At 61.2% G+C, this 22,590-nt stretch carries 24 protein-coding genes; 8 read left to right on the forward strand and 16 right to left on the reverse strand.

Annotation, left to right across the window (positions count from 1 at the left end; all coding sequences use genetic code 11):
* Nucleotides 1-54 precede the first annotated feature (54 nt).
* The gene (locus ACBG85_RS27500; RefSeq protein WP_058038428.1) at nt 55-696 is read right to left on the reverse strand and encodes a TetR/AcrR family transcriptional regulator; all 642 of its coding nucleotides are present in this window, start codon (nt 694-696) and stop codon (nt 55-57) included.
* Nucleotides 697-989: 293 nt separating this feature from the next.
* On the opposite strand from ACBG85_RS27500, the gene ACBG85_RS27505 reads away from it, so the two are divergent.
* On the forward strand, nt 990-2,339 hold the full coding sequence (locus ACBG85_RS27505) for a lipase family protein (protein WP_058038488.1): 1,350 nt from the start codon (nt 990-992) through the stop codon (nt 2,337-2,339).
* Between the two features lie 17 nt (nt 2,340-2,356).
* Here ACBG85_RS27505 and ACBG85_RS27510 read toward each other — a convergent pair whose 3' ends face one another.
* Genes ACBG85_RS27510 through fepB form a run of 5 tightly spaced genes read right to left on the reverse strand, consistent with a single transcriptional unit; the run spans nt 2,357 to nt 7,187 of the window.
* Nucleotides 2,357-3,199 (reverse strand): siderophore-interacting protein, encoded by an 843-nt coding sequence (locus tag ACBG85_RS27510; RefSeq protein ID WP_064073396.1) that lies wholly within the window; start codon nt 3,197-3,199, stop codon nt 2,357-2,359.
* A 21-nt stretch (nt 3,200-3,220) separates the two neighbouring features.
* Nucleotides 3,221-4,045, reverse strand: a complete 825-nt coding sequence (locus tag ACBG85_RS27515; RefSeq protein WP_003943123.1) for an ABC transporter ATP-binding protein — start codon at nt 4,043-4,045, stop codon at nt 3,221-3,223.
* 25 nt (nt 4,046-4,070) lie between these two features.
* Nucleotides 4,071-5,126, reverse strand: a complete 1,056-nt coding sequence (locus ACBG85_RS27520) for an iron chelate uptake ABC transporter family permease subunit (RefSeq protein WP_234552276.1) — start codon at nt 5,124-5,126, stop codon at nt 4,071-4,073.
* Complete coding sequence (locus ACBG85_RS27525) at nt 5,123-6,169, reverse strand: iron ABC transporter permease (protein WP_234552274.1); 1,047 nt, start codon at nt 6,167-6,169, stop codon at nt 5,123-5,125. Before ACBG85_RS27525 ends, ACBG85_RS27520 begins: the two co-directional genes overlap by 4 nt.
* Nucleotides 6,170-6,173: 4 nt before the next feature.
* Entirely contained in the window at nt 6,174-7,187 is a 1,014-nt protein-coding gene (gene fepB / locus ACBG85_RS27530; protein WP_030537421.1) for a Fe2+-enterobactin ABC transporter substrate-binding protein, read from the reverse strand.
* Nucleotides 7,188-7,328: 141 nt separating this feature from the next.
* Here fepB and ACBG85_RS27535 point away from each other — a divergent pair, with 141 nt between their 5' ends.
* Nucleotides 7,329-8,909: an AraC family transcriptional regulator gene (locus ACBG85_RS27535; RefSeq protein ID WP_202426641.1), complete on the forward strand. Its 1,581-nt coding sequence runs from the start codon at nt 7,329-7,331 to the stop codon at nt 8,907-8,909.
* Here ACBG85_RS27535 and ACBG85_RS27540 read toward each other — a convergent pair.
* A complete protein-coding gene (locus ACBG85_RS27540) occupies nt 8,897-9,274 on the reverse strand; it encodes a glyoxalase/bleomycin resistance/extradiol dioxygenase family protein (RefSeq protein ID WP_030537422.1) in 378 nt (125 codons plus the stop codon). The two genes, ACBG85_RS27535 and ACBG85_RS27540, sit on opposite strands and share 13 nt — an antisense overlap.
* Nucleotides 9,275-9,374: 100 nt before the next feature.
* Here ACBG85_RS27540 and ACBG85_RS27545 point away from each other — a divergent pair, with 100 nt between their 5' ends.
* From ACBG85_RS27545 to ACBG85_RS27555, 3 genes are all read left to right on the forward strand, one after another.
* Entirely contained in the window at nt 9,375-10,100 is a 726-nt protein-coding gene (locus ACBG85_RS27545; RefSeq protein WP_007735703.1) for a TetR/AcrR family transcriptional regulator, read from the forward strand.
* Nucleotides 10,097-10,534 (forward strand): hypothetical protein, encoded by a 438-nt coding sequence (locus tag ACBG85_RS27550; RefSeq protein WP_007735701.1) that lies wholly within the window; start codon nt 10,097-10,099, stop codon nt 10,532-10,534. Before ACBG85_RS27545 ends, ACBG85_RS27550 begins: the two co-directional genes overlap by 4 nt.
* 214 nt (nt 10,535-10,748) lie before the next feature.
* Complete coding sequence (locus tag ACBG85_RS27555) at nt 10,749-10,985, forward strand: hypothetical protein (protein WP_003942917.1); 237 nt, start codon at nt 10,749-10,751, stop codon at nt 10,983-10,985.
* 7 nt (nt 10,986-10,992) lie between these two features.
* Here ACBG85_RS27555 and ACBG85_RS27560 read toward each other — a convergent pair whose 3' ends face one another.
* From ACBG85_RS27560 to ACBG85_RS27570, 3 genes are read right to left on the reverse strand one after another with little or no spacing between them, the layout of a single operon-like run.
* Nucleotides 10,993-12,630 carry an AMP-binding protein gene (locus tag ACBG85_RS27560; RefSeq protein WP_151098569.1) on the reverse strand — a complete coding sequence of 546 codons (1,638 nt, stop codon included), beginning with the start codon at nt 12,628-12,630 and terminating at the stop codon, nt 10,993-10,995.
* A gap of 14 nt (nt 12,631-12,644) precedes the next feature.
* The gene (locus ACBG85_RS27565; RefSeq protein WP_003943225.1) at nt 12,645-13,109 is read right to left on the reverse strand and encodes a MaoC/PaaZ C-terminal domain-containing protein; all 465 of its coding nucleotides are present in this window, start codon (nt 13,107-13,109) and stop codon (nt 12,645-12,647) included.
* A 14-nt stretch (nt 13,110-13,123) separates the two neighbouring features.
* Nucleotides 13,124-14,494: an MFS transporter gene (locus ACBG85_RS27570; RefSeq protein WP_209448088.1), complete on the reverse strand. Its 1,371-nt coding sequence runs from the start codon at nt 14,492-14,494 to the stop codon at nt 13,124-13,126.
* A 219-nt stretch (nt 14,495-14,713) separates the two neighbouring features.
* Here ACBG85_RS27570 and ACBG85_RS27575 point away from each other — a divergent pair, with 219 nt between their 5' ends.
* Both ACBG85_RS27575 and ACBG85_RS27580 read left to right on the forward strand, forming a co-directional pair.
* Complete coding sequence (locus ACBG85_RS27575; protein WP_225320187.1) at nt 14,714-15,412, forward strand: TetR/AcrR family transcriptional regulator; 699 nt, start codon at nt 14,714-14,716, stop codon at nt 15,410-15,412.
* A gap of 39 nt (nt 15,413-15,451) precedes the next feature.
* Nucleotides 15,452-16,309: a PHP domain-containing protein gene (locus ACBG85_RS27580; protein ID WP_372025573.1), complete on the forward strand. Its 858-nt coding sequence runs from the start codon at nt 15,452-15,454 to the stop codon at nt 16,307-16,309.
* Between the two features lie 298 nt (nt 16,310-16,607).
* On the opposite strand, the gene ACBG85_RS27585 is transcribed toward ACBG85_RS27580, so the two are convergent.
* Nucleotides 16,608-17,135 carry a CinA family protein gene (locus tag ACBG85_RS27585; protein ID WP_007735692.1) on the reverse strand — a complete coding sequence of 176 codons (528 nt, stop codon included), beginning with the start codon at nt 17,133-17,135 and terminating at the stop codon, nt 16,608-16,610.
* Between the two features lie 77 nt (nt 17,136-17,212).
* Nucleotides 17,213-18,361 carry a glutamate--cysteine ligase gene (locus tag ACBG85_RS27590; RefSeq protein WP_372025575.1) on the reverse strand — a complete coding sequence of 383 codons (1,149 nt, stop codon included), beginning with the start codon at nt 18,359-18,361 and terminating at the stop codon, nt 17,213-17,215.
* Nucleotides 18,362-18,521: 160 nt separating this feature from the next.
* On the opposite strand from ACBG85_RS27590, the gene ACBG85_RS27595 reads away from it, so the two are divergent.
* On the forward strand, nt 18,522-18,827 hold the full coding sequence (locus ACBG85_RS27595) for a hypothetical protein (RefSeq protein ID WP_007735689.1): 306 nt from the start codon (nt 18,522-18,524) through the stop codon (nt 18,825-18,827).
* A gap of 57 nt (nt 18,828-18,884) precedes the next feature.
* Here the strand turns inward: ACBG85_RS27595 and ACBG85_RS27600 are convergent, their stop codons facing one another.
* The 4 genes from ACBG85_RS27600 to ACBG85_RS27615 form a co-directional block, all read right to left on the reverse strand.
* Nucleotides 18,885-19,154, reverse strand: a complete 270-nt coding sequence (locus tag ACBG85_RS27600) for a Rho termination factor N-terminal domain-containing protein (RefSeq protein ID WP_118605858.1) — start codon at nt 19,152-19,154, stop codon at nt 18,885-18,887.
* 87 nt (nt 19,155-19,241) lie between these two features.
* Nucleotides 19,242-21,410, reverse strand: a complete 2,169-nt coding sequence (locus ACBG85_RS27605; RefSeq protein ID WP_003943216.1) for a catalase — start codon at nt 21,408-21,410, stop codon at nt 19,242-19,244.
* A gap of 142 nt (nt 21,411-21,552) precedes the next feature.
* Complete coding sequence (locus ACBG85_RS27610; RefSeq protein WP_003943084.1) at nt 21,553-21,789, reverse strand: CsbD family protein; 237 nt, start codon at nt 21,787-21,789, stop codon at nt 21,553-21,555.
* Nucleotides 21,790-22,091: 302 nt separating this feature from the next.
* Nucleotides 22,092-22,556 carry a hypothetical protein gene (locus ACBG85_RS27615; RefSeq protein WP_372025577.1) on the reverse strand — a complete coding sequence of 155 codons (465 nt, stop codon included), beginning with the start codon at nt 22,554-22,556 and terminating at the stop codon, nt 22,092-22,094.
* Nucleotides 22,557-22,590 lie beyond the last annotated feature (34 nt).

Here is a 22,590-nt window from a genome sequence, read left to right on the forward strand (position 1 = left end):
CGCTGGAGAGGGCAGTACCCTCTCCAGCACAAAGGATTTCAGCGAATATCCCCTTTAGACACCGTTCCGGAGTCCACGAACTGCATGATCGATGATCGAGCGCACCGTGTTGTCGTCGATACTCGCGTGCCCCACCAACATCCGGTAGATCAAGGGACCGAAGAAGAGATCGATCGCTTCCTCGATCTCGATGTCGTCGCGGAAGTATCCGGACTCAACACATCGTCGAATCAGTTCGGCGAAGCCGCGACGACGTTCGTCGAGGAAGAAGGTACGGAAGTATGCAGCCGTCGTTGGGTCGTTGGCACACGCGCCGACAAGTTCGGCAAAGATCGACCCGAGTGGACCTCGGTAGAACCTTCCGATGTCCTCGAGGTAATCGTTCAAATCGTCTTGCGCACTGTCGGTCTCCGGAAACGTCAAGTGCCGGGCCATGAGCACACCGAACGCTTCAGCGGCGATCGCCTGCCGCGACGGCCAGTGCCGATACAGCGTGACTTTGCTGACGCCCGATTGCTCGGAGATCGCATCGATGGTCGCCGCCTTCATTCCCCCGGATTTCAGAAGCGCTTCCGCTGACCGAAGGGCCTTCTCGTGGGCCGCCTCGCTACGTGCACCGCTCGGAGGAGTGAGCAGTCCAGCCTGGGCGCCGGCCGAGTCTCGAAACACGCCGTCATCGGGAGCGCGCTTACCCATGTCCACTCCTTCGTCCTTCAATACCGTGCAGCACAGAACATTTCCCGGAATCGGACAACCCGGAACAGCCCAAGGCAGCAGCTCGTCGCGACAGCTACTAGTCGTATCGTACACATGGCATCCTGAGCAGAATTAGCAAGGCCACTTCAAAGATCTCAATCACATTGCGTCCATGCATGATTCAAACAACCGGCGCAAGCCTCTCGTTTATTACTCAAAAGTAAGATAACGTGTGGTCGTCATCACACCAGCCCGTCAAGTACCGAGAGACATACGAAACCGAAGGGTCGATCGTGGCATCAAAGATTCTCTTTCAGGGAGCGGTGGCGCTGACAGCCATTGCACTCACAGGCATCACAGCACCTACTGTCGCCGCGCAACCGTCGGCGGATTCCTTCTATCAGTACGACGGTTCGGCACCGCTGTCGTCGTATCAGCCTGGGGCCGTGCTCAAAACGAGAACCTTGCCCTATCACGTCGTCAACATTCCTACCCCGTTGCAAGCCGTACAGGTGTTGTACCGGTCGACCGACGCTCTCGGCCGGCCGTCTGCGAATGTCACATCGATTCTTCGACCACCCAATGCCCAGCCGGACAAAGTTGTCTCGTTCCAGTCTGCCTACGATTCGCTGAACCCGGAAGACGGACCGTCACGAGCAATCGCGGGGGACACCCCGATCGGCAGCCTTACCGTCAGCGGGCGCAATGTCGCCTTCGGCGGGACTCTCGCTTCCGGCGAAGCCGTCATGTTCGGTCCTCTACTGGCGCTGGGCTACACCGTCGTCATTCCCGACACCGAGGGCCCGAACGCGGACTTCGCGGCAGGACCCGAATACGGAATGATGACTCTCGACTCCCTCCGTGCCGCTCGCAACACATCCGAGACAGGTATTTCCGACTCAGCCGAGATCGGTCTGATGGGATACTCGGGCGGAGCAATCGCCACCAACTGGGCGTCCATCCTCGCGCCGGACTACGCCCCGGACATCAACGAGGACCTGATCGGCGCCGCCCAGGGTGGTCTGTTGGTCAACCCGGCAAACAACCTCCGGTACGCAAACGGAAGCATCGGTTGGGCAGGCGTTGTCGGGATGGCGGTCGTCGGACTTGCCCGTGCCTACGACATAGATTTCGACCCGTATCTCGGCGATCGCGGACGCGAACTCCTACCTCGGATCGAGGATGCCTCGATCGGGAACGTCATCCTGCAGTACCCGGGGGTGACCTGGCAGGACCTTGCCAAACCAGAGTATGCGAACCCCAACTCGGTGCCCGAGTACGTCGACGTGGCCAACAAGATCAACATGGGCAACGCGCCGATACCCACCATCCCGATGTTCATCGCTCAAGCCGCAAACGGAGCCCTCGAGGGCACCCAGCCAGGTGGACCGGGCGTCGGCCCTGGCGACGGAGTCATGGTTGCCGGGGACGTCCGCTCACTCGCCACTCGCTATTGCGACGCAGGTTTGTCCATCCAGTACGACCAGTACGACACCATCAGTCACGTTCCGGGTGGCGCGCTGTGGCTCCCCGGCGCCATCACCTGGCTCAACGACCGTTTCAACGGAAATCAGTTGCCGAACAACTGCTCGAACATCGCACCGGGCAATTCCCTGGCGCCGGAAGAACACGCGGTGGGCTGACGAATCCAACAGTCGCATCAGATACCGATTGCCAGATCGTCGATGTCTGCGAGCGTGCCGCCGTTTTCGAGGATGCTCGTGTAGTTCCGAAGTCGGTTCTGATCTATCTCGGTAGTGCTGACCCCTCGCTTCCAGTACCCGAAGACAACTACATCGTCCTTCGCCAGGCCGACTGTCTTGCGGAAATGCGCTCGAATGGCTCGCATCTCGTCCCGTTCCCCGGCACCCCACACCGCGTAGTCTCCTGGGTTATCGAGTTCGACGGCGTACTCGGCGAGGCCATCTTCGACATGGTGCAGCTCGAGGCCGGGGATCACGGGCAGTTCCGCGAAAGCCTCGGCGTCACCGGTGGCGACCCAGCCGACGCCGGTCAGTCCCTCGGGCCACTGAAGCAGAATCGAATAGAGGGCAGGTATCGCGGTGTCGTCGGCGAACAGTGCGACGCGGCGATCAGCGATCTCGGGAACGAGGAAGTGCGGGCGAGGACCGGTGAGTGAGAACGTGTCACCCACACGACGGTCGTCGGCCCAGCGCATCATAGGGCTGGTGTGGCCGTGCAGCACTACGTCGAAGGTCATCGAACTGCTCGGCGCGTTGCAGGTGCGCACCGTGTAGACGCGAGAGACGTCGCCGTACTGCGGACCGAGCTGGATGCGAAATGCGACGTTGGGCCGCAACCAATTCGGGTCGTCCGCCGACGAAGTCAACTGGACGGCGATGCGCAAGATGCTCTCGGTCGGCCGTTCGACGCGTTCGACGACGGCAACCACGTCGTTGAGACCGCGGTCGTGGTCTTCTCCGCGTGGCGCCTTTGCCGACGCAGACGTTTCAGTTTCTTCAGGTCGAGATGCGGTAGTCATTGATATCTCCTGATCGGTGGTTCAGTTGTGGACGGGTAGTTGACTGACAGGTCTTCGATCACGCGGAACAACAAGTGGCCGTCCGGTTTCCGGGTCTTCGAGAACCAGCGCCTCGAGGTCGAAGACTTCGCGCAGTAACTCAGGGGTGAAGACGTCCGAGGCACTGCCCTGCATGACAATTTTTCCGGACCGCATGGCAACTACGTGCGTGGCATATCTGGCCGCGAGGTTCAGGTCGTGCAGGACCGCGACCAATGTTCGACCGGACTGGTGGAGTTGGGAACAGAGGTCGAGAACCTCGATCTGGTGGGCGATGTCGAGAAAGGTGGTCGGTTCGTCGAGCAACAACACCGGGGTGCGCTGCGCAAGCGTCATGGCGATCCATACCCGCTGACGTTGTCCCCCACTCAGCTCGTCCACCAATTGGTCTGCTGCATATCGCATTCCGACTTCATTCAGGGCCTCGGAGACAACATGCTCGTCTTCGGGTGACCACTGGCGCAGCATGCTCTGATACGGATATCGGCCGCGGGATACGAGGTCTGCGACACTGATCGCTCCAGGCGAGAGCGGGGACTGTGGCAACAGGGCGATTCGCCGGGCGACTTCTTTGGTTCGATAGGACCGAATATCGTTACCGTCGAGCACAACACGACCCGATCGAGGTGTGAGCATTCTGCCGAGCGCACGCAACAATGTCGACTTGCCACACCCGTTCGGTCCGACGACGACTGTGAACCCTCCATCGGGGATCTCGAGACTCAACTCGTCCACGATGGTTCGATCGGCGTACCGTAGTTCGATCTTCTCGGCGCGCAGCCGCGATGTTGGGGTGGCAGTAGTCATGAATCTCTTTCGTAGCGAGTTTTTTTCAGGCCTGACGAGCGAGCAGCCAGATCAGATAGGCACCACCGAGCAGACTGGTGACAAGACCGACCGGAGTGCGGAGACCGACCTCGACCGCTTGCGCGATCAAGTCGGCGCCCGCCAGCAGAACTGCGCCGAGCAGGAAGGAAGTCGCGACAAGAACACCGCTGCGCCGTGCCAACCGTCGTGCGATCTGGGGAGCGGCGAGCGCCACAAATGCGATGGGGCCGGTGGCCGCGGTCGCCGCGCCGGTGAGCGCGACCGCAAGCAGAATGCCGGCAAATCGGTATCGCTCCACGGAGATCCCGAGCGAGGACGCTGCGTCGTCGCCCATCTCCATCATGGTGACGCGCCGGGACACCACGACGAGAGCAGGAACGAGAACACCGGCGGCGATCGCAACACTGACCGCGTGTGGCCAACCGCGCCCGGTCAGCGAGCCGGCCGTCCACTGCTGCACAACGGTGGCGTCGTCGATATCCGCACGCACCACCAGGAACGACATCACGGCGCTCAGCATCGCGCCCACGCCGATACCGACCAGGACAAGTCGAAGACCGCCGCTGACGCCGTCTTTGCGTGCCAGCGCGTACACCAGAAGCGCCGTCAGCATGCCGCCGAGAACAGCGGCGCCCGCGGTCTGCAGTACCCCGCCTCCGAAGAAGACGATCTGAACCACGGCTGCAGTCGCAGCGCCGGTGGTGAAACCGATGATGTCCGGCGATCCGAGAACATTGCGCGAAAGCGTCTGGAAAACCGCGCCGGCCACACCGAGGCTTCCGCCCACGCCGATCGCCGTGATCAGCCGCGGCAGCCTGCGATTCTGGACGGACCGAACCGCCGCTGGGGCGCCTTCGCCGTGCAGGGCACGCCATACTTCGCCCAAGGACAGATCCAGGGTTCCATACATCAGCGCGACAAACGAGAGCGCCGCCAATGCCGCACTGATTGTCACGGTTACGAACAGCACTCGCGGAACTATCCGCCACGAGTACGACCCGATTCGAACCACCCAACCGCGGAACAGCGGTGGAACCGGCTGTGCTGCAATCGCATTCACAGCGACGCCACCCGCCGCGAGCGCACGAGCGCAACAAACAAGGGGCCACCGAGCACCGCCACGGCGATCCCCGTCTGCAGATCTCCCGGCGCTGTGGCAACGCGACCGAGAACGTCGGCCAAGAGCAGAAATGCCGGGGCGACAACGAGCACGCACGGCAGAAGAAATCGCAGATCCGGCCCGACGACACCGCGCACGATGTGCGGTGCAGCCAGGCCCACGAATCCGAGCGGTCCAGCCGCCGCAGTGGCGGCCCCTGCCAGCAGGATGACTGCGACAGCGGATCCGACCCGTGCGGGTCCGGTGCTGGCACCGAGCCCTTTGGCGACATCCTCGCCGAGCGCGATTGCGTTGAGTGGACGAATCAGCAACAACGACAACATGATACCGACGATGACGAAGGGCAGAACAGTGACAATCACGTCTCCGCCGCGGCCTTGCAACGAACCCACTGCCCAAAATCGGAACTGATTGAATGCGGCCTCGTTACTGATGAGAACCATGCTGGTGAGAGCCGTGATCGCCGTCGCAACAGCGGCACCGGCAAGCGCCATGCGCGCTGGGGTCGCGGCGCTGCGATGCGCCGACCCCAACATGTACACACCGACCGAGGCAACGGCCGCGCCGACAAGCGCGAACCACAGATAGCCGCCGACCGAAGTCACCCCCAGACAGGCAATCGCAATCACGACTGCTGCTGATGCTCCGGCGTTCACACCGAGTAGTCCCGGATCGGCCAGAGGGTTGCGGGTGATCGACTGCATCAGCGCGCCGGCCAGTCCGAGCGCGGCCCCGACCACAAGCCCGAGAATTGTTCGAGGCAAACGTGATTCGATCACAATCAGGTGCTCGTTGTTACCGGCGTCGTAGGAAAGAACTGCATCGAGGACAGTGGAGACGGGGATGTTGCGTGAGCCGATGACGAGTCCGCCGACGGATGCCAGCACGATTACAACGATGGAGACGAGGACCAACAACCCCGCACGCGCGGCCGTCCCGGACCGCAGTGGCGCTTCGGTCCGGGACTGCACAGAAACACCCACGCGGTCATCCACCGAACGTGGACACCAGCGACTCGACCGTCTGCTTTGCACTGAAGTAGTCGAGACGGAAGGCTGCCGTTCCCATCGCGTATACCCGATCACCCTTGACCGCAGGTTGATTCGCAAGGAGCGGGTCGGCCGCGAGTTGCTTCTCCACGTCCTTGGGCCCCATCGAGACGGCAAACAGCGTCTGCGCCCCGTCTAGTGCGGCAGACATGTTTTCGGAGCTGACGATCGCGACGCCGGAGGCACCCCGCTTGTCCGGAGCGACAAACTGCTCGGCGGGCTCGGCATAGGTGAAGCCGAGCGAGGCCAGCAGATTGCCCTGCGGGCTGTCGGCTCGGAACGTCCAGACACCGTCGGCACCCATGTAGACCAGTGCCGTCACCGGCTGCTCGGGAAGTTTGATCTTCGCGGCTTGGGTGGTGACCCAGCTGTCGTATTCGTCGACGGTTTTGGCGGCCTCGCTCTCGAGTCCGGTGACAGTCCCGAGCTGATCAGCGAGCTCCTCCCAGGAGCTGGCGCCGTAGTCGAGAAGAACAGTGGGTGCGATGTCGCTCAGCTGTGAGTAGGCATCGAGTGTCGAGTCGCCGCCGTTAGCGGAGCCGATGATCAGATCGGGCTCGAAGGTCTCGATCGCGTCGAGGTCCAGCTCGAGATTTCGGTAGAGCACCGCGACGCCACGATCAGCCGCCACGCCCGACCACTGGGAGAAAAACCCCTGGTCATCGGTCATTCCCGACGGCGTTGTCGCCGCACTCGCGACCACCGGCGCTCCGATCGCAAGCAGCGTGCCGGTCAACGACGGCGAGGTGGACACGATCCGAGTCGGCTTTGCAGTGATCTCGGTACTACGGCCGCCGTGATCGACGGTGCGCGGCCAGCCCTCGGTGGCCCCGGAGGTTTCCTGGGTGCCCTCGGTTCCGGTGTCACTACCTGACGAATTCGAGCAGCCGGCAAGAGCGAGGGCGACGACCGCGGCGAGTACTGCCGCCGCCGGGCGTAGAGATCTGCGCATGAGTATGTGGCTTTCTGAAGATACGAGAGTGCGCCGCTGCGAACACAGTCGGCAGAGGTAAAGTTAGCCATACTTAAGTCGCAAGGGTTGTCCAGGAGCGCCAACGTGTTACCACTATCGGGAAGGTCGGACGCAATCGACTTGGGGCCGATCCGCGCCTGCCGCACCGAGCCAAGCATCGGCCGCTCACCGCTGTTGTTCTGGGTTCTCGCAGGTAGTGGACGCGTCAGGACCGGATCGACCGTCTACGAGGTGCCGGCGGGCGAGTTGTTGTGGATCCCGGCGGGCGTGCGATATTCGATGGAGACGGACTCGGATTCCGTCGCGTTTCCCATCCTGCTTCCGCCCTCGAACGGCGTCAGCGCCGGGCCGGCTACCGTGACGCGTCTGCGCGTTCCGCCCGGATGGGAAGACAGACTGATCCACGAGTTCGTTCACAACCTGGGCTATCTGCGCGGCGACGCTGCACACCCGTCGTCCTTGTTCGAAATGATTACCCGGGCCGACGACGGGGCCACCTCGCTGCCGCAATTGCCGCAATCACGGGAAGCGTTCGAGATCGCGCACGCCCTGTTGCGAACACCTGGCACCGACGACACCGAGGCACAATTCGCGAAGCGTGCCGGGATCAGCATTCGAACGCTCCAGCGGTACTTCGTGGAAGAAACCGGCCTCACCTTCACGCGCTGGCGGCTACGAGCTCGGATCACCGCGTCATTGGAGTACCTGAAGCAGGACCGCGAGATCGGTTGGATTGCAAACGAAGTCGGCTTCGAAACGGGCAGCGGATTCACGCGTGCGTTCCGGGCCCAGATGGGAGAGAGCCCGAGTGACTATCGCCGCCGGGCCCTCTCCGGTCCAACCGATCGCAGCGTGGACACCGACAACGATCAAGCATTGGTCCGCATGCTCGCAGAGCCCAGGCAGCCCGGGGAAACAGCGCCGCCGATACCGGCCAATGCGACGTGGCCGCGCGTCAACGGCGCCCACGTCGCCGTGTGGGTCTACCGAGGCCAAGCCCGGGTGGACGTCGCGGACCGCAGCTGGGAACTGCGCACCGGAGAGGCCATGATTCTTCCTGCAGGCGTCCTCAATACCGTCACGGTTCCGACTGGTTCACTGCTTCTGCCGCTCGGCTTCCGTTCCTCGAACGGGTCGACCGTATCTGCCGACGCCCTCGAGACCGTGCAGTTCTCCCCCGCTGACGAGTTGGCATTGCTGCACACTTTCGTCGCCGCATACACGCCCTTGCGCCCGCGCGGCCACGACAGCGCCACGGCATTCGACATCATCGCCACCGGCCCTCTTGCACAACCGGTTTCGAACACCTCGCCCGCCGATTCGATTGCCACACGACTGGCAGCGACGATCGCCGCCCGCCCGGCCGACCCTCGCACTCTGGACGAGTGGGCGCAAGAGTTCGGTACCGACGCGGCCAGGCTGCGCCGGGAGTTCCGTATCGAAACCGGCACCACGTATCCGCAGTGGCGATCGCTTTCACGGATGACCCAGGCACGCACCCAACTCCAACTCGGGGTTGCACCCGGCACGGTGTCGAGGAACCTGGGTTACGCGCACCTGCCCGCATTCAGCCGAGCGTTTCGCACTGCGCACGGGATCTCACCGCAGCGCTTCCAAGCCCAGTCCGTCGAACGCGCCCTCTGGTTACGTTCTGTGCCGCGCGCCGCGGAGCCGAGCGCTCGGGTTCTTCACACCCACTGAACGAGTTGCCACACGATTCCGTTGGCGTCGACGAACTGGCAGTAACGCTCACCCCACGGTTCCGTCTCCGGTTCGGTGACGACGGAGGCACCTTCAGCAGCGATGCGGGCGAACTCGGCGTCGACATCGTCGACCACGAATGCAATGAGCAAGCCTTGACCGGCCGGACCTGCGACGAAGTCGGGCTTGAACGTCCCGAGCCCGGTGCGCAGGAAGACCACGTTGACCCCGGCATCCGGATGATTCAGGGAAACGAAGCCGTCATCGGCCATGGCCTCGGTGAAACCGAAATGGGTTTTCGCGAAGTCTGCCGATGCGTCGGTGTCGGCGACGTTCAAGGACAGAGCAGTGCTGGTGATTTTCATCGTGGGCCTCCCATGATCGATAAACCTTATGCAGTGCATACAGTATGCACCGTATAAGGTATACCACCGTTGAGGTATTCCCGATTTCTGGAGACGACTGATGGCACGCGAATTGATCGACCTGCTCTGGCGCGATCACCCCCTCGCGCCGAAGGGTGGTACCCGCGGCCCGCGAGCGAAGGTCACCACCTCACAGGCGGTCGACGTCGCGATCTCCGTCGCGAATACCGACGGCCTCGACGCCGTGACGGTCCGCCGATTGGCCGCCGAACTCGGAATCTCGGGCATGGCGGTGTACACCCACGTCGGATCCCGCGACGATCTGCTGGTGCTCATGGTCGACGCCGTACACGGACACAGCCCACTCCTGCCGTACGGGAACATGACCTGGCGCCAACGTGTGCGTCGGGTCGCCGAGGAAGAACTTGCCCTCTATACGGAGCATTGGTGGCTCCTGGACATCTCCGATCAGCGCTCCGCGTTGGGTCCGGGAACTATCGCGAAGTACGACCACGAACTTCACGCCTTCGACGGCACGGGACTGAGCGACATCGACCGGGACTCCGCCCTGACATTTGTCGCCGACTTCGCCCGATCCTCGGCGCAAGCGCGGCGCCCTGACCCCCGAGCAGCCGACATGGCCGAGGTGTGGTCGTCCTGGAACCAGCGTCTGGCTGCTTATCTCGGCGACGACTTCCCGCTGGCGCAGCGAGTCGGAGGGGCGGCCGGCGAGGCCAAGAACTCCCCGTACAGCCCCGAGGCGGCCTGGGAGTTCGGGCTGGACCGGGTACTGGACGCCCTGGACGGCCTCATTCACATCGAATGACATTCCTGCAATTCGTGGGAGACAATGTGTCCGTGCAGCGTTTCGGTTGGTCTCGACGGTCCGACGGCGACCCTTCGGTGTTCGAACCGCGAGAGCTGTTGCACGCCTACGAGAATCGATCGACTCGAGAGGTACGAGATTCCGGCGAGCTTCTCATCGAGATTCCGCTGAGCGACGCGAGCATCGTCGAGATCACCGTTCTTGATGCCTCTGCGGGCTGGATCGACTCCCGCGTGCGAGGACTCTGCAGTTCCCTGGACAAGATCGACCGCCGGGCTCAACGCGTACTTCGAGGGGGATTCAGCATCGGCTGGATCGAACTCGAATCGGAGCGCCACGGCGTCATCGACTACTGGGAAAACGGGGTCAACAACGAATACCCCATCTCCATCGTGTGGAATGGAAACTCCTGGGAAGAAGCGGCAACCACCTAGCCTCGAAATCAGCGGAATACATCCGCGAAGACGGGGTAGACGAGTACATACCAGCGGCACATCGACTCAACTCCAGGCGTGGTGGACAATGTTTCTCAGCGACCAGTCAATTCGTCACCACACCCGCCGTTTCGGAGCAGCTCTGTCGCCTTCACACAAGTGGCCTCCGCCCACCGAAACACAGCGCATCGCACGCTGGAGTGAGCGGTCTGAGATGCTCGGCGCGCTGTCGGTACTCCTGTTCTGGGCTTTCGGCTTCGGCATCCTGCTGGGCGTCGGCGCGATCACAACAGGAATCTTCGCGCTCCGACGTCACCCGAAGAAGTCTGGCGGGCATCTGCTCTCGAATGCCCGCCAGCTGCCATGGGATGCAATAGTCGGCCTCTTCACCGGATTCATCGGTCTGGCACTGAGCGGCTGGTTCTTCGTGGTGGTCCTACCCAACATGTAGCCCTCTGCTAGCCGAGTCCGTTCGCGGAGGTGGCCAGCGCTCGGAGTTCACGTCGGAGGATCTTGCCGGTAGTGGTGAGCGGCAAGCTGTCGATGAACGTGATCTCCCTCGGGTACTGGTAGAAAGCAAGGCGACTTTTCACGTGGGTCTGCAACTCCTGACGGAGCTCCTCCGAGGAGTTCGACCCCTCGGACAGTACGACAAAAGCGTGAACCGCTTCGCCGCGCAACGGATCCGGAACACCGATGACACCTGCCATGGCTACCTCGTCGTGCGAGAGCAGGCACTCTTCGATCTCTCCGGGGCCGATTCGGTACCCCGCGGACGAAATGACGTCATCGGCACGTCCCTGGTACCAGAAGTTCCCGGCGTCATCAGTCCGACCCAGATCACCGGTGTGAATCCAACCGTCGTACACCTTTTCATCGGTCTTCGACGGCTGGTTCCAATATCCGAGGAACTGTCCGGGGTTGCCTGCCTTCACACAGATCTCGCCTACCTCACCAATCTCGACCGGCTCGCCGAGTGGATCGAGGAGGGTGACTTCGAAGCCGGGGAAGGCGCGGCCCATCGAACCGCTGGCGGGACTCCACTTCGACCGCGACGTGCCGATGGTCAGATTCATTTCCGTCTGCCCGTAGAACTCGTTGACAGCTACGCCGAGAGTGCTCGCAACCCAGGCTTGCAGCGCGTCACCGAGTGCCTCACCACCGGTTCCCAATGCCCGCAACTGAATACCACGCGCAGCAGTCTTGTCGACGCCGATGCTTCGCATCTGCTTGAGGGCAGTGGGAGGAATGAAGGCGCCCGTCACCTTGTGACGGCTCAGAATCTCGACCGCACGCGAAGGCGTGAATTTGTCGGGCGTCGCAACTACGGGGCACCCCAACGCAAGTGCGGGGAACAGTACGTCGAACAAACCACCGATCCAGGCCCAGTCTGCCGGCGTCCAGAAGACGTCTCCCAGCTGCGGAGCATTGTCGAACGCCGTCCGCATACCGGGCATGTGCGCCAGGAGAATTCGGTGCCCGTGGAGCGCGCCTTTCGGATTCCCGGTCGTCCCTGAGGTGTAGATGATGATGGCATGTGAATCGGGGCCCGTGGCTACCAGTTCACTACTTTCTGCGGCATCGTCGACGAGGCTGTGGAAATCGAGGATTTGCACGGGCGTCGAATCGGAGAGCCGATCGAGCCTTCCGACCACGATTACGGCTTCGAGACCCGGCATCTCACCGATTCCGTCGGCAACTCTTTCATAGCAGTCCTTCTCGACCACAAGAACTTTCGCGCCGGAGTCACGCATCCGATGTACTAACGCATCCGATCCGAACTTGACCGAAAGTGGAACGGTGACCATTCCGGATCGGAAGGCGCCCAGATGTGTCGCCAGAACCTCGATTCCCTGTGGGACCATCACACCGACGCGATCGCCTGAGACCAGGCCGAGATCCGCGAGCACGGTCGCGAACTTTCGGCTCATCGTGGCGACTTCACCGAATGTGTACCGCGCCCAGTGCCCACCGGTGTCTACGACGAGGGCCAGATCATCGGGATTCTGTACATCGACACATGCGTGCGCAATGTTGAAGTGCTCTGGCACAGCCCATTCGAAGTGTTCTGCTTCGAGGTCCTGCCACCATGACATATGCCGCCGAGAACTCACCGAGCACCCACTTCGAGGTCGAGGGAATGGGTCTCGCCTACCAGGAATGAGAATTCGCCGGAGAAGACAAGGTCTCCGTCTTGGTTGACGAGTGAGCCTTTCGACGTCACGATCGCGGTCTCACCGTCCGAGCGAGGGCGCACCGACAGCACTTCCGACACCGCATGCACCGAGTCGCCGAGGTAAGTCGGCCGGTGGAATCTGACCTGATCGAGCCCGTAGAAGCACTGCAGGTAACGGGGGTCCAACTCCACCAGACCGAGCAAGGTGGACAACATGAGGGCACCGTGGGCGATCTGGCGACCGAAGCGCGTCTGCTGCGCGTAGTCGGGGTCGAGGTGAAGGGGATGGCGGTCCCAGGTGAGGTCGGCGAAACTTCGCACATAGTCTTCGGTGACGACCCGCGGGTCCGTCACCGCAATGTCTCCGACAGAGATCTCTTCGAAACTCTTTGTGATCATTGAAGTTTCCTCTATTAGTTGACAACCGTGGAGCGTTGATCGACCGGCGGCAGATACGCCCCGTTGTCATCGATGTACATGTCGCGACTTCCTTCGTCGAGGTCGGTGTCACGGACGAAGTAGACGCTGATCAGCGAAATAACAGACAGGGCAGCGATATACACAGCGACCGCAAGCGATCCACCGGTTGCGCGAACCAACATGGCGGCAACCATCGGCGCGATTGCACCACCCAAGAGCACCCCGATCTGAAAAGCGATGGACGCTGCGCTGTACCGCACCCGTGCGTCGAACAGTTCCGCGATGAACGTCGCCTGCGGCCCGTACGAGATGCTGAGCATGAATGCGCCGACTGCCAATGCGCCGGTGGTGATCCAGAAGTTGCCGGTATCTATCGCGGCGAATGCAACGAAGACCCACACTCCCATGCCGGTGATGCCGACCATCAGGATCCGGCGTCGGCCGAATTTTTCGGACAGTTGACCGAAGATCGGAATGAAGATGACTGCAACGAGCGCGGACACCATGACCGCTCCGAGCATGAGGTTTCCGGACAGCAGATCGAACTGATCGGCGTAGGTCAGGCTGTAGGTGTTGAGGATGTAGAAGTAAGCGCCCGTGCTGATCATCGAACCTGCGGCAAGAATGATTTGACGAGGGTAGTTCTTGAACGCGTCGACCATCGGAATCTTGACCGCAGTGTTCTGCTGCTTCACGCGAGCGAATGCGGGAGTCTCTTCCAACGCGGTGCGAATGTAAAGCCCGACGGCGACCAACGCGATACTCAGCAGGAAGGGAATTCTCCACCCCCACACCAGGAATTGGTCCCCGGTGAGCGCCTTGGTGCCGAACATGACGGCCGTCGCCAGCAGAAGGCCAGCAGGCACACCGACCTGCGGCATACTGCCGTAGAAGCCGCGGCGGTTCTTGGGTGCGTATTCCACAGCAGTCAGAACTGCACCGCCCCACTCACCCCCGACGCCGAAGCCCTGAATCAGTCTCAGCAATACGAGAAGAATCGGGGCCCACACACCGATCTGGGCGGAGGTCGGAAGGACGCCGACCAGGAACGTCGCTGCTCCCATCAAGAGAAGTGCGAGCACCAAGACCTTCTTGCGTCCGATGCGGTCGCCGAAGTGGCCCATCACAACACCGCCGAGTGGCCGCGCCAGGAAGCCGACCGCGAAGGTGGCGAAGGAAAGAATTGTCGCCAGCGCGGGGTCTGCGTCCGAAAAGAACAGCGGCGCAAAGACCAACGCGGCGGAGGCGCCGTAGATCTGAAAGTCGTACCACTCGATCGTGGTGCCGACCAGAACCGATCCGGCCACACGCCGCAGGGCAGGCCTGTCGACAGTTGCGGGAGATGGGGGATTCGCGTCGTTCATGTCATTGCTCCTTGTATGGAGTGCCCTGTTAGCTCTCGCACCGAGAGGGAGGCTCGACAAGGAGACTATGCAGTGATCCAGGGCACAGTCAAGCTTTTTTCAATCGATCGATTGATTAGTTGAGATGCAATTTGCCAGTACACAAACAGCTATCAATCGACTGATTGACAGCCGGTCGATTTCGGCGGCGATGCTAGCATGATTGGGCAACCAACCGAAATGAGGATCATGGACCTGGGGCGCGTTCAACGGGCGGCAGTCACGCTGTTCGCGACGAAAGGATTCGCCGCCACCGGCATTCGTGAGCTCGGAGCCGAAGCCGGCATCAACTCGGCAACGCTCTACCACTACGTCGGCAGCAAAGAGTCACTGTTGGCCTCGATCATTCGGTCTTGCCTCGACGAGCTGACGCAGTCGGGAGAGCGGGCAATGCGCCGAAGCGCCGATCCCGTAGTCCAGCTCGCCGGCCTGGTGTCGTCACACGTCGGCATTACCGCCGTCAACCAACTGACTGCCCGCGTCGCCGAGTACGAGATGCGCGGGTTGACCGGAGACAACCGCATCGAGTTGCAGACCCTGCGCGACGAGTACGAGCAACTTTTCGGACAGATCCTCGAACGCGGACAACGCGTGGGCGCCTTCGACATCGAAGATCTGGCATTGAGCCGACTCGCGATACTCGAGATGTGTACCGGGGTCGCGCATTGGTACCGGCCCGGTGGGCGTCTCGAGTTGGAAGATGTCCAGCGATTCTTCGTCAGCACCACGTGCAAGCTTCTGTCGGTTCCGTCCGACGAACTGCACGGTGTGGAGTTCATTCACGACGTCCGAAAGCTGGACAGCGAGCCCGAGACTCAGTCCTCCGAGATCTGGGGAACCACTGCACAGAGCGAATTCGCGCGACAGTCCGAGCTTTAACCGCCCCCCCGAAACTCCCGGCTCTGGTACGAACTGAACATGCAACTACCCGCGGACAGTCATGTTCACAGCGAGTGGTCGTGGGACACCGGTGGACCGCTGTCGCACGCATCCGGACGAATGCAACAGACTTGCGCGCGTGCCCAAGCCCAAGCAATCGGATTGCCGGCGTTGGTGTTCACCGAGCATCTCGACTTCGATGCTCGGTGGCGCACAACCGCCGCAGATCTGATGCCCCATCAACATCACCTGCTGAGCACCGACGGCTATGTCCGCGCACCGATCCTGGACGTCGACGGCTATCTCGACAGCATCGAACGATGCCGACACCGTTTTCCTGAATTGCGGATACTCACCGGCGTCGAGTTCGGACAACCGCACCTGCACGAAGCGCAGGCGTCGCACCTCCTTGATCTCGGTGTCATCGACCGGGTATTGGGTTCCTTGCACACGCTCGAAGTCGGCGACGATCGGAGTGAACCGAACACTCTGTTTCGAACGTGGAGCGCCGACGAAGTCATGTGGGCATACCTCGATGAGATCCCGCGTATGGTGGCTGACTCTCGGACCTTCGAGGTGTTCACCCATATCGACTACGCGGTGCGTGCATGGCCGATCGAAAGTGCCGGACCTTTCGATCCCCGTCGATTCGAAGAGGGATTCCGAAATGCGATGCGCGCCATCGCCGACAGCGACCGGATCCTCGAGATGAACACCCGTCGGCTGTTGCCCTGGATACCCCAATGGTGGAGCGAAGAGGGAGGTAAAGCGGTGACATTCGGCAGCGATGCACATGTGCCCGAAGCTCTGGCAGCCAATTTTCCGGAAGCGACCGCGATGCTCGCGCACTACGGATTCCGTCCGGGTCAACGTCCCGAAGAGTATTGGACCCGCTGATCCGCCTGATTCCCAGACCGATATTTCCGTGAGCTCGGGTTGTCGGAGACGGATCAACCCGCAATAGTCGATGTATGGATCGGTACAAAATCACGATGCCCGACGGCTCTTCGACCGAGGAACCTTTCAATTCCGACAAGGAAGCAATCACTTGCGCAGTGGATGCGAACCGAGGAGTCAGCAAGAACCTCGTAGTCGAAAAATACACGGCCGACGGTCATCTGGTTCCAACCGCGCAGGCGCCTGCGAAACACACAGGTCGTCACAAGAAGAACCGTTCGAAGAGTTGAAAACTCGACTAGTTCACAACTCTCGAACTCGGCGTGTGGCGACCGGATGCGTGACGCAGAAGTAGTTGGATCGCGTGCTCGACAGTTGCACCGAGGACAGCTTCGGGGTCGCCCGAGAAAACCTGCTTCTCCGTTTCGGCGGTCCCATGGTCGACGACTCCGAACCACACAGTTCCGGGTCGAACGTTCTCCTGGGTATCAGGGCCGGCTTCACCGGTGACGGCCAGCGCCAGCGACGCACCCATCAGAGTGGCGGTGCTGTGCGCCATGACCCTGGCTGCCTCTTCGCAGACCACTGGCCCGTCCGGAACATGAAGTACGGAATGTTTCACCTCGCGGGTGTACGCGACGATCCCACCACAAAACCACGATCCGGCGTCCGGCGCCTTTCCCAGATGTGCGGCGATGTTCCCGGCAGTCAACGATTCCGCCGTCGCCACCGACAGACCGTGTTCCTCTACTGCCGCAGCCAATTGCCTGCACATATCGTCGAGATCCTTGTCCGACGGAAGCTCGGGTCGTGGATCGCCATTCATATGTTCCTCCTCCTGCAGTCCGATCGGTGACTTCGACAAGACATTGAAAGTTCTCGAATGCCCATTCCAACCGTGCCTTACAGCTCACTGCCCCCTTGCGAACTGCACCCTTCGAAAGTGCGTCGAGCGCACTCCTCGATCACATCAGCTACACGTGACCGACGCGTGAGTTCACGGCGCTGCACGATCGCCCCGTTTCCGTTACTGAACACCTTGTCCAAGGAGGCCGTGACCTGCTCGAATTCTCCGAATGCAGTCAACGCAGGTTCGACGTGATCCACCAATTGCCGAACCGCCTGGTGTGCAGTCAGCAAGCGCACGGATTCCACGTCCAGCGACCTCCCGTCGAGTCCGTCACGCGCCGCCCGCCAGCAAGCCGCGCGGAGTAGCTCGTGATCGACAGCAGGCGCTGCTTCACCTTTCGTGATCGCGGCGGATGCGGTACCGACGAGTGCCTGCACCAGTGTGGCCAGAGTCATCGTCTCCTCCACGGTGGCGGGCACGTCGCTGATCCGAATCTCCACGGTGGGAAGGTGATCCGACATGCGCACATCCCAATAGACCATGTGTGGATCGAGAATGACCCCTGTCTCCAGCATTGCTGCAACAGCATCTTCGTAGTGCGCCACGGACTCGAAGTAGGGCGGCGGACCCGAACTGGGCCATCGGCCGAACAGAACGTAACGCCAACTCGCATAACCGGTATCGCGACCGGCGCTGATCGGAGAGTTCGCCGTCAGTGCCAACAAGGTCGGTAACCATGGGCGCAGATGGTTGATGATCTGGACCGATCGTTCTCGATCTTCCACACCGACATGAATGTGGCAACCACACATCACACCTTCGGTGATCGCTCCGAATTGACCGGCCATTCGCTGGTATCGCGACGTTTGAGTGATCTCGTCTACCGGCGGATCGTAGAACGGCGTCCCGACTGCGATGAGTTGACAACCCACACGGGCAGCGGCGTCGGCGGTGACGGCACGCGACTCACAGAGTTGATCACGAAGATCACGAATATGGTTTCCGATAGACGTGGACGTCTCCACCTGACAGCGCGTGAGTTCGAGTTGCAGCGAGATACCGAGTTCCCGCCCGGCGGCAGCAACCTCGGAGTTGCGCAGAGTGGGATGTCCAGTCTGCGGATCGCAGAGCAAGAACTCCTCTTCGACACCGAGAGTCGGTGTACCTACCGAGAATATGTCGGGAGTCGGCTTCGCGTTCATAGGGCTTCCTCGCACCGGTTTTCATCCACATCCGATACTTCGAGCGTACGACCTTCTACCCCTTTCGGCACTACTCCAACCGTTTCATCCAGTGGCCGATCGGGTAGTTGCCCTGTGAACCGACGACGAGCGAAGAATCGCAAGTCTTCATGAGCTCAGGATGGAGTGTGCCGTGACAAACGCGAGCGAAAGTTCACCGGTAGATGACGAACACACAAATCGATCGCACGTAGGGGAGGCAATCAGCGACGGTCGCAACTATCCCGGATACCTGCTGATCGGACTGGGCCTGGCAACACTCGGATTGACCTTGGTGGCAGCAGGTTACGGATTTCGTGGTTGGGCAGTCATTGCCGGCGTCGTGTGCGTGGTGTCCTTCATCGTCGGAACACTGGCCATCTTGATGGAACACCGACGGGTCAAACGACTGGAAGGTCAGGAACTCTTCGATCAAGAAGGGCACTGAACCGACCGCTCGAGTCGTATTCTGCACAAGCAGAATACGACTCGAGCAGAACACAGCTCAGTGAGTGCGGAGTTGCTCGATCAGCTCACCCTTGTTCAGCTTCGAATAGCCGTGCAGATCGAGTTCCTCGGCACGTTTCTTCAGCTCGTCGACTGTCCACTCCTCGTACGGCGAGGATTGTCCGCCGGACTTGGCGACATTCGACCGCCCTCGATTGGCGGCCGCATTGGAGATTCGGGCCGCCTTCTCCTTGGAATCGCCCTTCTCGCGTAGCTCTTCGTAGAGTTCTTGATCCTTGAGTTGAGGTTGTGAGTCCTTGCGAGCCACTGTTTCGTCCCTTCACTCGTCTTCACTCCGACGGTGTGGCCGAACTGGCAATTCGGCCACACCGCAGGTTCGAACGTACGTCGGCACTCAGGATGTAGGCGGCACCTCGAAACGCCCCCACACGCGGTGCGTCTTCAGAAGCTGAGCCAGCGAGGCGAGCGCTCCTTCCGCGTCTGCATCGACGACGACTCCCAATGCAGACTCGTCGATACCGGCCGCAGCCAGCGCACTCATGCTCTCTCCCCAACCACCAATTGCCTTGCTGTGACGATACATTTCGTTCAGCAGAGTCTCCACCCGTGGATCCAACTTGCCCTCGCCGATCCGAGAAACGTCGCCGCTCAGCAGGATTGCATCGAATTCGATCGAACGAGCTGTGAGGTACGTTCGCTGCACCGTCACCGCGTCGTCACCGTCCCCGATGGTTCCGCCGTGCGGTCCGAGGATCAGCGGCACCATGCCGGCGTCGAAGATCTTGTCTCGAACGGCGACAACCGTTTCGAGATCGGAGTTCTCATCGACCAGTAGTGCGATGATCCTTCCGTCTACCGGCCATTCCGCACCAACCTGGGACAGTGCAGGGCTGAGCTCCGGATCACTCAACGGCTCGGTCGGTTCGGGAACCGGAAGGCCAAGCCCCCCTGCGACGATCGACACGAGACCCGCGTCGATATTCGCCAAGATGCCCAGATTCCGGGTCTTGATGTTCTCCTCGTAGCACTTACCCAATTCGAAGGTATACGCCTGCGCGACGTGCTCCTGCTCGACAGGGGAGAGACTGCGATAGAAGAGTCGAGCTTGCGAGAAGTGATCGTCGAACGATGCCGGCGCCTGCCTCACCTTTCGCCCTGAAACTTCTTCGGGCACCTCGATATAGGCCGCACTCTCCGCCGAGGCCAAGAACGGGCACCCACCGTCCAACGAATTGGGATGGTACGGCGCAACTCCGGTATGTACACCGTCCTGATGAAAGCCGTCGCGAAGCATGTCGTTGACAGGCGCGTGAGGCCGGTTGATCGGGATCTGATCGAAATTGGGGCCACCGAGTCGCGTGATCTGGGTGTCGAGGTACGAGAACAAACGTGCCTGCAGGAGACGATCGTTGGTGATGTCGACACCCGGAACCAAGTGACCCGGATGGAATGCAACCTGCTCGGTCTCGGCGAAGAAGTTCGTCGGATTGGCGTCGAGTGTCATCGTTCCGATGACCTGAACCGGCGCGAGTTCTTCGGGCACGATCTTGGTGGGATCCAATAGATCTATGCCTTCGAACATTTCGTCCTCGGTATCAGGGAACACCTGCACGCCCAGATCCCAGGACGGATATGCGCCCGCCTCGATGGCGTCGGCAAGATCGCGTCGATGGAAATCCGGATCCACACCGCCGGCGATCTGCGCTTCCTCCCACACGAGTGAATGCACTCCGGCGGCCGGCTTCCAGTGGAATTTCACCAGATTCGTCTCGCCGTCGGCATTCACGAGCCTGAACGTGTGAATACCGAAGCCCTCCATCATGCGATAGGAGCGCGGGATGCCGCGATCGGACATGTTCCACAATGTGTGCGCCGTGGCCTCCGTGTGCAGCGACACGAAATCCCAGAATGTGTCGTGCGCGCTCTGCGCCTGCGGGATCTCGCGGTCCGGGTGGGGCTTCGCGGCATGGATGATGTCCGGGAATTTGATGCCGTCCTGGATGAAGAACACCGGGATGTTGTTGCCCACCAGGTCGAAGACACCTTCGTCGGTGTAGAACTTGGTGGCGAAACCGCGTGTGTCGCGTACGGTGTCCGCCGAACCTCGTGAACCCAGCACCGTCGAGAACCGCACGAACACCGGGGTTCGAGCACCGGAAGCGAACACCGATGCTTTACAGATGTTTTCGGCCGCGCCATTCGCCAGGAACGTTCCGTGTGCAGCCGCCCCGCGGGCGTGGACGACGCGCTCCGGAATTCGCTCGTGATCGAAGTGTGTGATCTTCTCACGCAGGTGGTGGTCTTGAAGAAGAGTCGGGCCGCGCTCGCCGGCAGTGAGTGAGTGGTCGGTCTCGTAGAGACGTGTACCGGTTGCGGTGGTGAGGTACTCCCCCCGCTGGCCGCGACCGTTTCCCTTCACCTTCTCCTCGGCACCCGCGACGGTACGCACCTCCGGCTGCCGCTGGTCATCCTTGGGCGGCAACGGCTGTCGAGGCTTGACCGGCTCTTTCAGGTCCGGCGCTTTCGGGGCCGGTGCACCTGGGACGGACTGAGATGAAGGCATCGAACAGCTCCTCTTGATCGTCATGCTGGGCGCAAGAATCTTGTTACGCCTTATGTAAGTAGAGATTTCAAACTGAACGCGGAGCCACGACTCACCCCCGGCTGGGATCAATCCCAGGCCGAGGGTGACGAGTGCGTCAGGGCTATTGCTCGGACTTCTGTCGCGCTTCGTCCGCGGCCGCTTCTGCGCGAGCCTTCTCGGCTTCTGCCTCTTTCTTCGCGACTTCTCGCTGGCTTTCGGCCTTGTCCTGCTGGGCGCGGCCCTCTCGGGTCAAACTGTCGTTTCCGGAAACCGCACCCACGGCTTCCTTGGCCTTACCCTTGACGTCCTCTACGACGCCTTTGATTCCCTCGCTGGGACCGCTCTTGTCATCTGGCACGTTGACCCTCCAATACGTTTCGGATTGTTGCTCCGGGATCCCACACAGGTAGGAATCCCCCACAGAAGGCCCTACCCCGTCGAAATTCGCATAAACATCCGTGCACCGACACGCCGCAACGCGTACAAGAAGCGGCCACCGAGGGGAGTGCCGTTCACTCTCGTGTGTTATTCAGTGCTCATGAGCCAGTTACAGACCGATCCCCCCGTGGGCGGAACGCTGTCCACGATTCGCGCGCTTGCGCCCAACCTGGCTCCGAGCGAGCGATGCGTCTCGAACATCTCAAATAGCAAACAGCATTCTCAGAAACTGTTTACCGGGCACAGGAATTGGCGGGACTCGTTCCAGAAGGGGAAGAGGTCGGTGGTGGTGGCCGTGGGGTGGTCGATCTCGGCGAGAGTGTAGAAATCGAGAATCGTCCGCCCGGCGGTTGCGCTGACCTCGCATGCCTGCAAGCTCAGTTTCGCCTCCGCCACGAAGCCGATACTGCGGGCGAAAGGTCCGAGGGTCCCGGCATTGACAAAACCCTCGAGGTTTTGTCCCCACTGGTTGTAGTCCGACTGCAAAGCAAAGCTGCATGTTTCACCGAACAACTCGGTGCAGGTTGTCGGCTTCCCACCGATCGTGTGAACCGTATCGGCGAGCTCGTGCGAAGTACCTTCGCGCGGTGATCCGGAAAGGAGAAGCAAGACGGCGACGGCCAAGGCAACCACCAGAAATATGCTCGCGGCCGTTGCCAGTATCGCCTTCACAATCCCTCGATCCACGTAAGTTCATGAGGGGAACCGTTTTTGGAACACC

Origin of the sequence: Rhodococcus sp. NyZ502 (assembly GCF_041464245.1) — a bacterium.
Lineage (GTDB): Bacteria > Actinomycetota > Actinomycetes > Mycobacteriales > Mycobacteriaceae > Rhodococcus_F > Rhodococcus_F qingshengii.

What these genes read in the sequence shown, in the direction of transcription:
- ACBG85_RS27500 (WP_058038428.1), bottom strand. Translation starts at nt 696, where the DNA reads ATGGGTAAGCGCGCTCCCGATGACGGCGTGTTTCGAGACTCGGCCGGC.
- ACBG85_RS27510 (WP_064073396.1), bottom strand. Translation starts at nt 3,199, where the DNA reads ATGACTACCGCATCTCGACCTGAAGAAACTGAAACGTCTGCGTCGGCA.
- ACBG85_RS27515 (WP_003943123.1), bottom strand. Translation starts at nt 4,045, where the DNA reads ATGACTACTGCCACCCCAACATCGCGGCTGCGCGCCGAGAAGATCGAA.
- fepB (WP_030537421.1), bottom strand. Translation starts at nt 7,187, where the DNA reads ATGCGCAGATCTCTACGCCCGGCGGCGGCAGTACTCGCCGCGGTCGTC.
- ACBG85_RS27540 (WP_030537422.1), bottom strand. Translation starts at nt 9,274, where the DNA reads ATGAAAATCACCAGCACTGCTCTGTCCTTGAACGTCGCCGACACCGAC.
- ACBG85_RS27545 (WP_007735703.1), top strand. Translation starts at nt 9,375, where the DNA reads ATGGCACGCGAATTGATCGACCTGCTCTGGCGCGATCACCCCCTCGCG.
- ACBG85_RS27550 (WP_007735701.1), top strand. Translation starts at nt 10,097, where the DNA reads ATGACATTCCTGCAATTCGTGGGAGACAATGTGTCCGTGCAGCGTTTC.
- ACBG85_RS27555 (WP_003942917.1), top strand. Translation starts at nt 10,749, where the DNA reads ATGCTCGGCGCGCTGTCGGTACTCCTGTTCTGGGCTTTCGGCTTCGGC.
- ACBG85_RS27560 (WP_151098569.1), bottom strand. Translation starts at nt 12,630, where the DNA reads ATGTCATGGTGGCAGGACCTCGAAGCAGAACACTTCGAATGGGCTGTG.
- ACBG85_RS27565 (WP_003943225.1), bottom strand. Translation starts at nt 13,109, where the DNA reads ATGATCACAAAGAGTTTCGAAGAGATCTCTGTCGGAGACATTGCGGTG.
- ACBG85_RS27570 (WP_209448088.1), bottom strand. Translation starts at nt 14,494, where the DNA reads ATGAACGACGCGAATCCCCCATCTCCCGCAACTGTCGACAGGCCTGCC.
- ACBG85_RS27575 (WP_225320187.1), top strand. Translation starts at nt 14,714, where the DNA reads ATGAGGATCATGGACCTGGGGCGCGTTCAACGGGCGGCAGTCACGCTG.
- ACBG85_RS27580 (WP_372025573.1), top strand. Translation starts at nt 15,452, where the DNA reads ATGCAACTACCCGCGGACAGTCATGTTCACAGCGAGTGGTCGTGGGAC.
- ACBG85_RS27585 (WP_007735692.1), bottom strand. Translation starts at nt 17,135, where the DNA reads ATGAATGGCGATCCACGACCCGAGCTTCCGTCGGACAAGGATCTCGAC.
- ACBG85_RS27590 (WP_372025575.1), bottom strand. Translation starts at nt 18,361, where the DNA reads ATGAACGCGAAGCCGACTCCCGACATATTCTCGGTAGGTACACCGACT.
- ACBG85_RS27595 (WP_007735689.1), top strand. Translation starts at nt 18,522, where the DNA reads ATGGAGTGTGCCGTGACAAACGCGAGCGAAAGTTCACCGGTAGATGAC.
- ACBG85_RS27605 (WP_003943216.1), bottom strand. Translation starts at nt 21,410, where the DNA reads ATGCCTTCATCTCAGTCCGTCCCAGGTGCACCGGCCCCGAAAGCGCCG.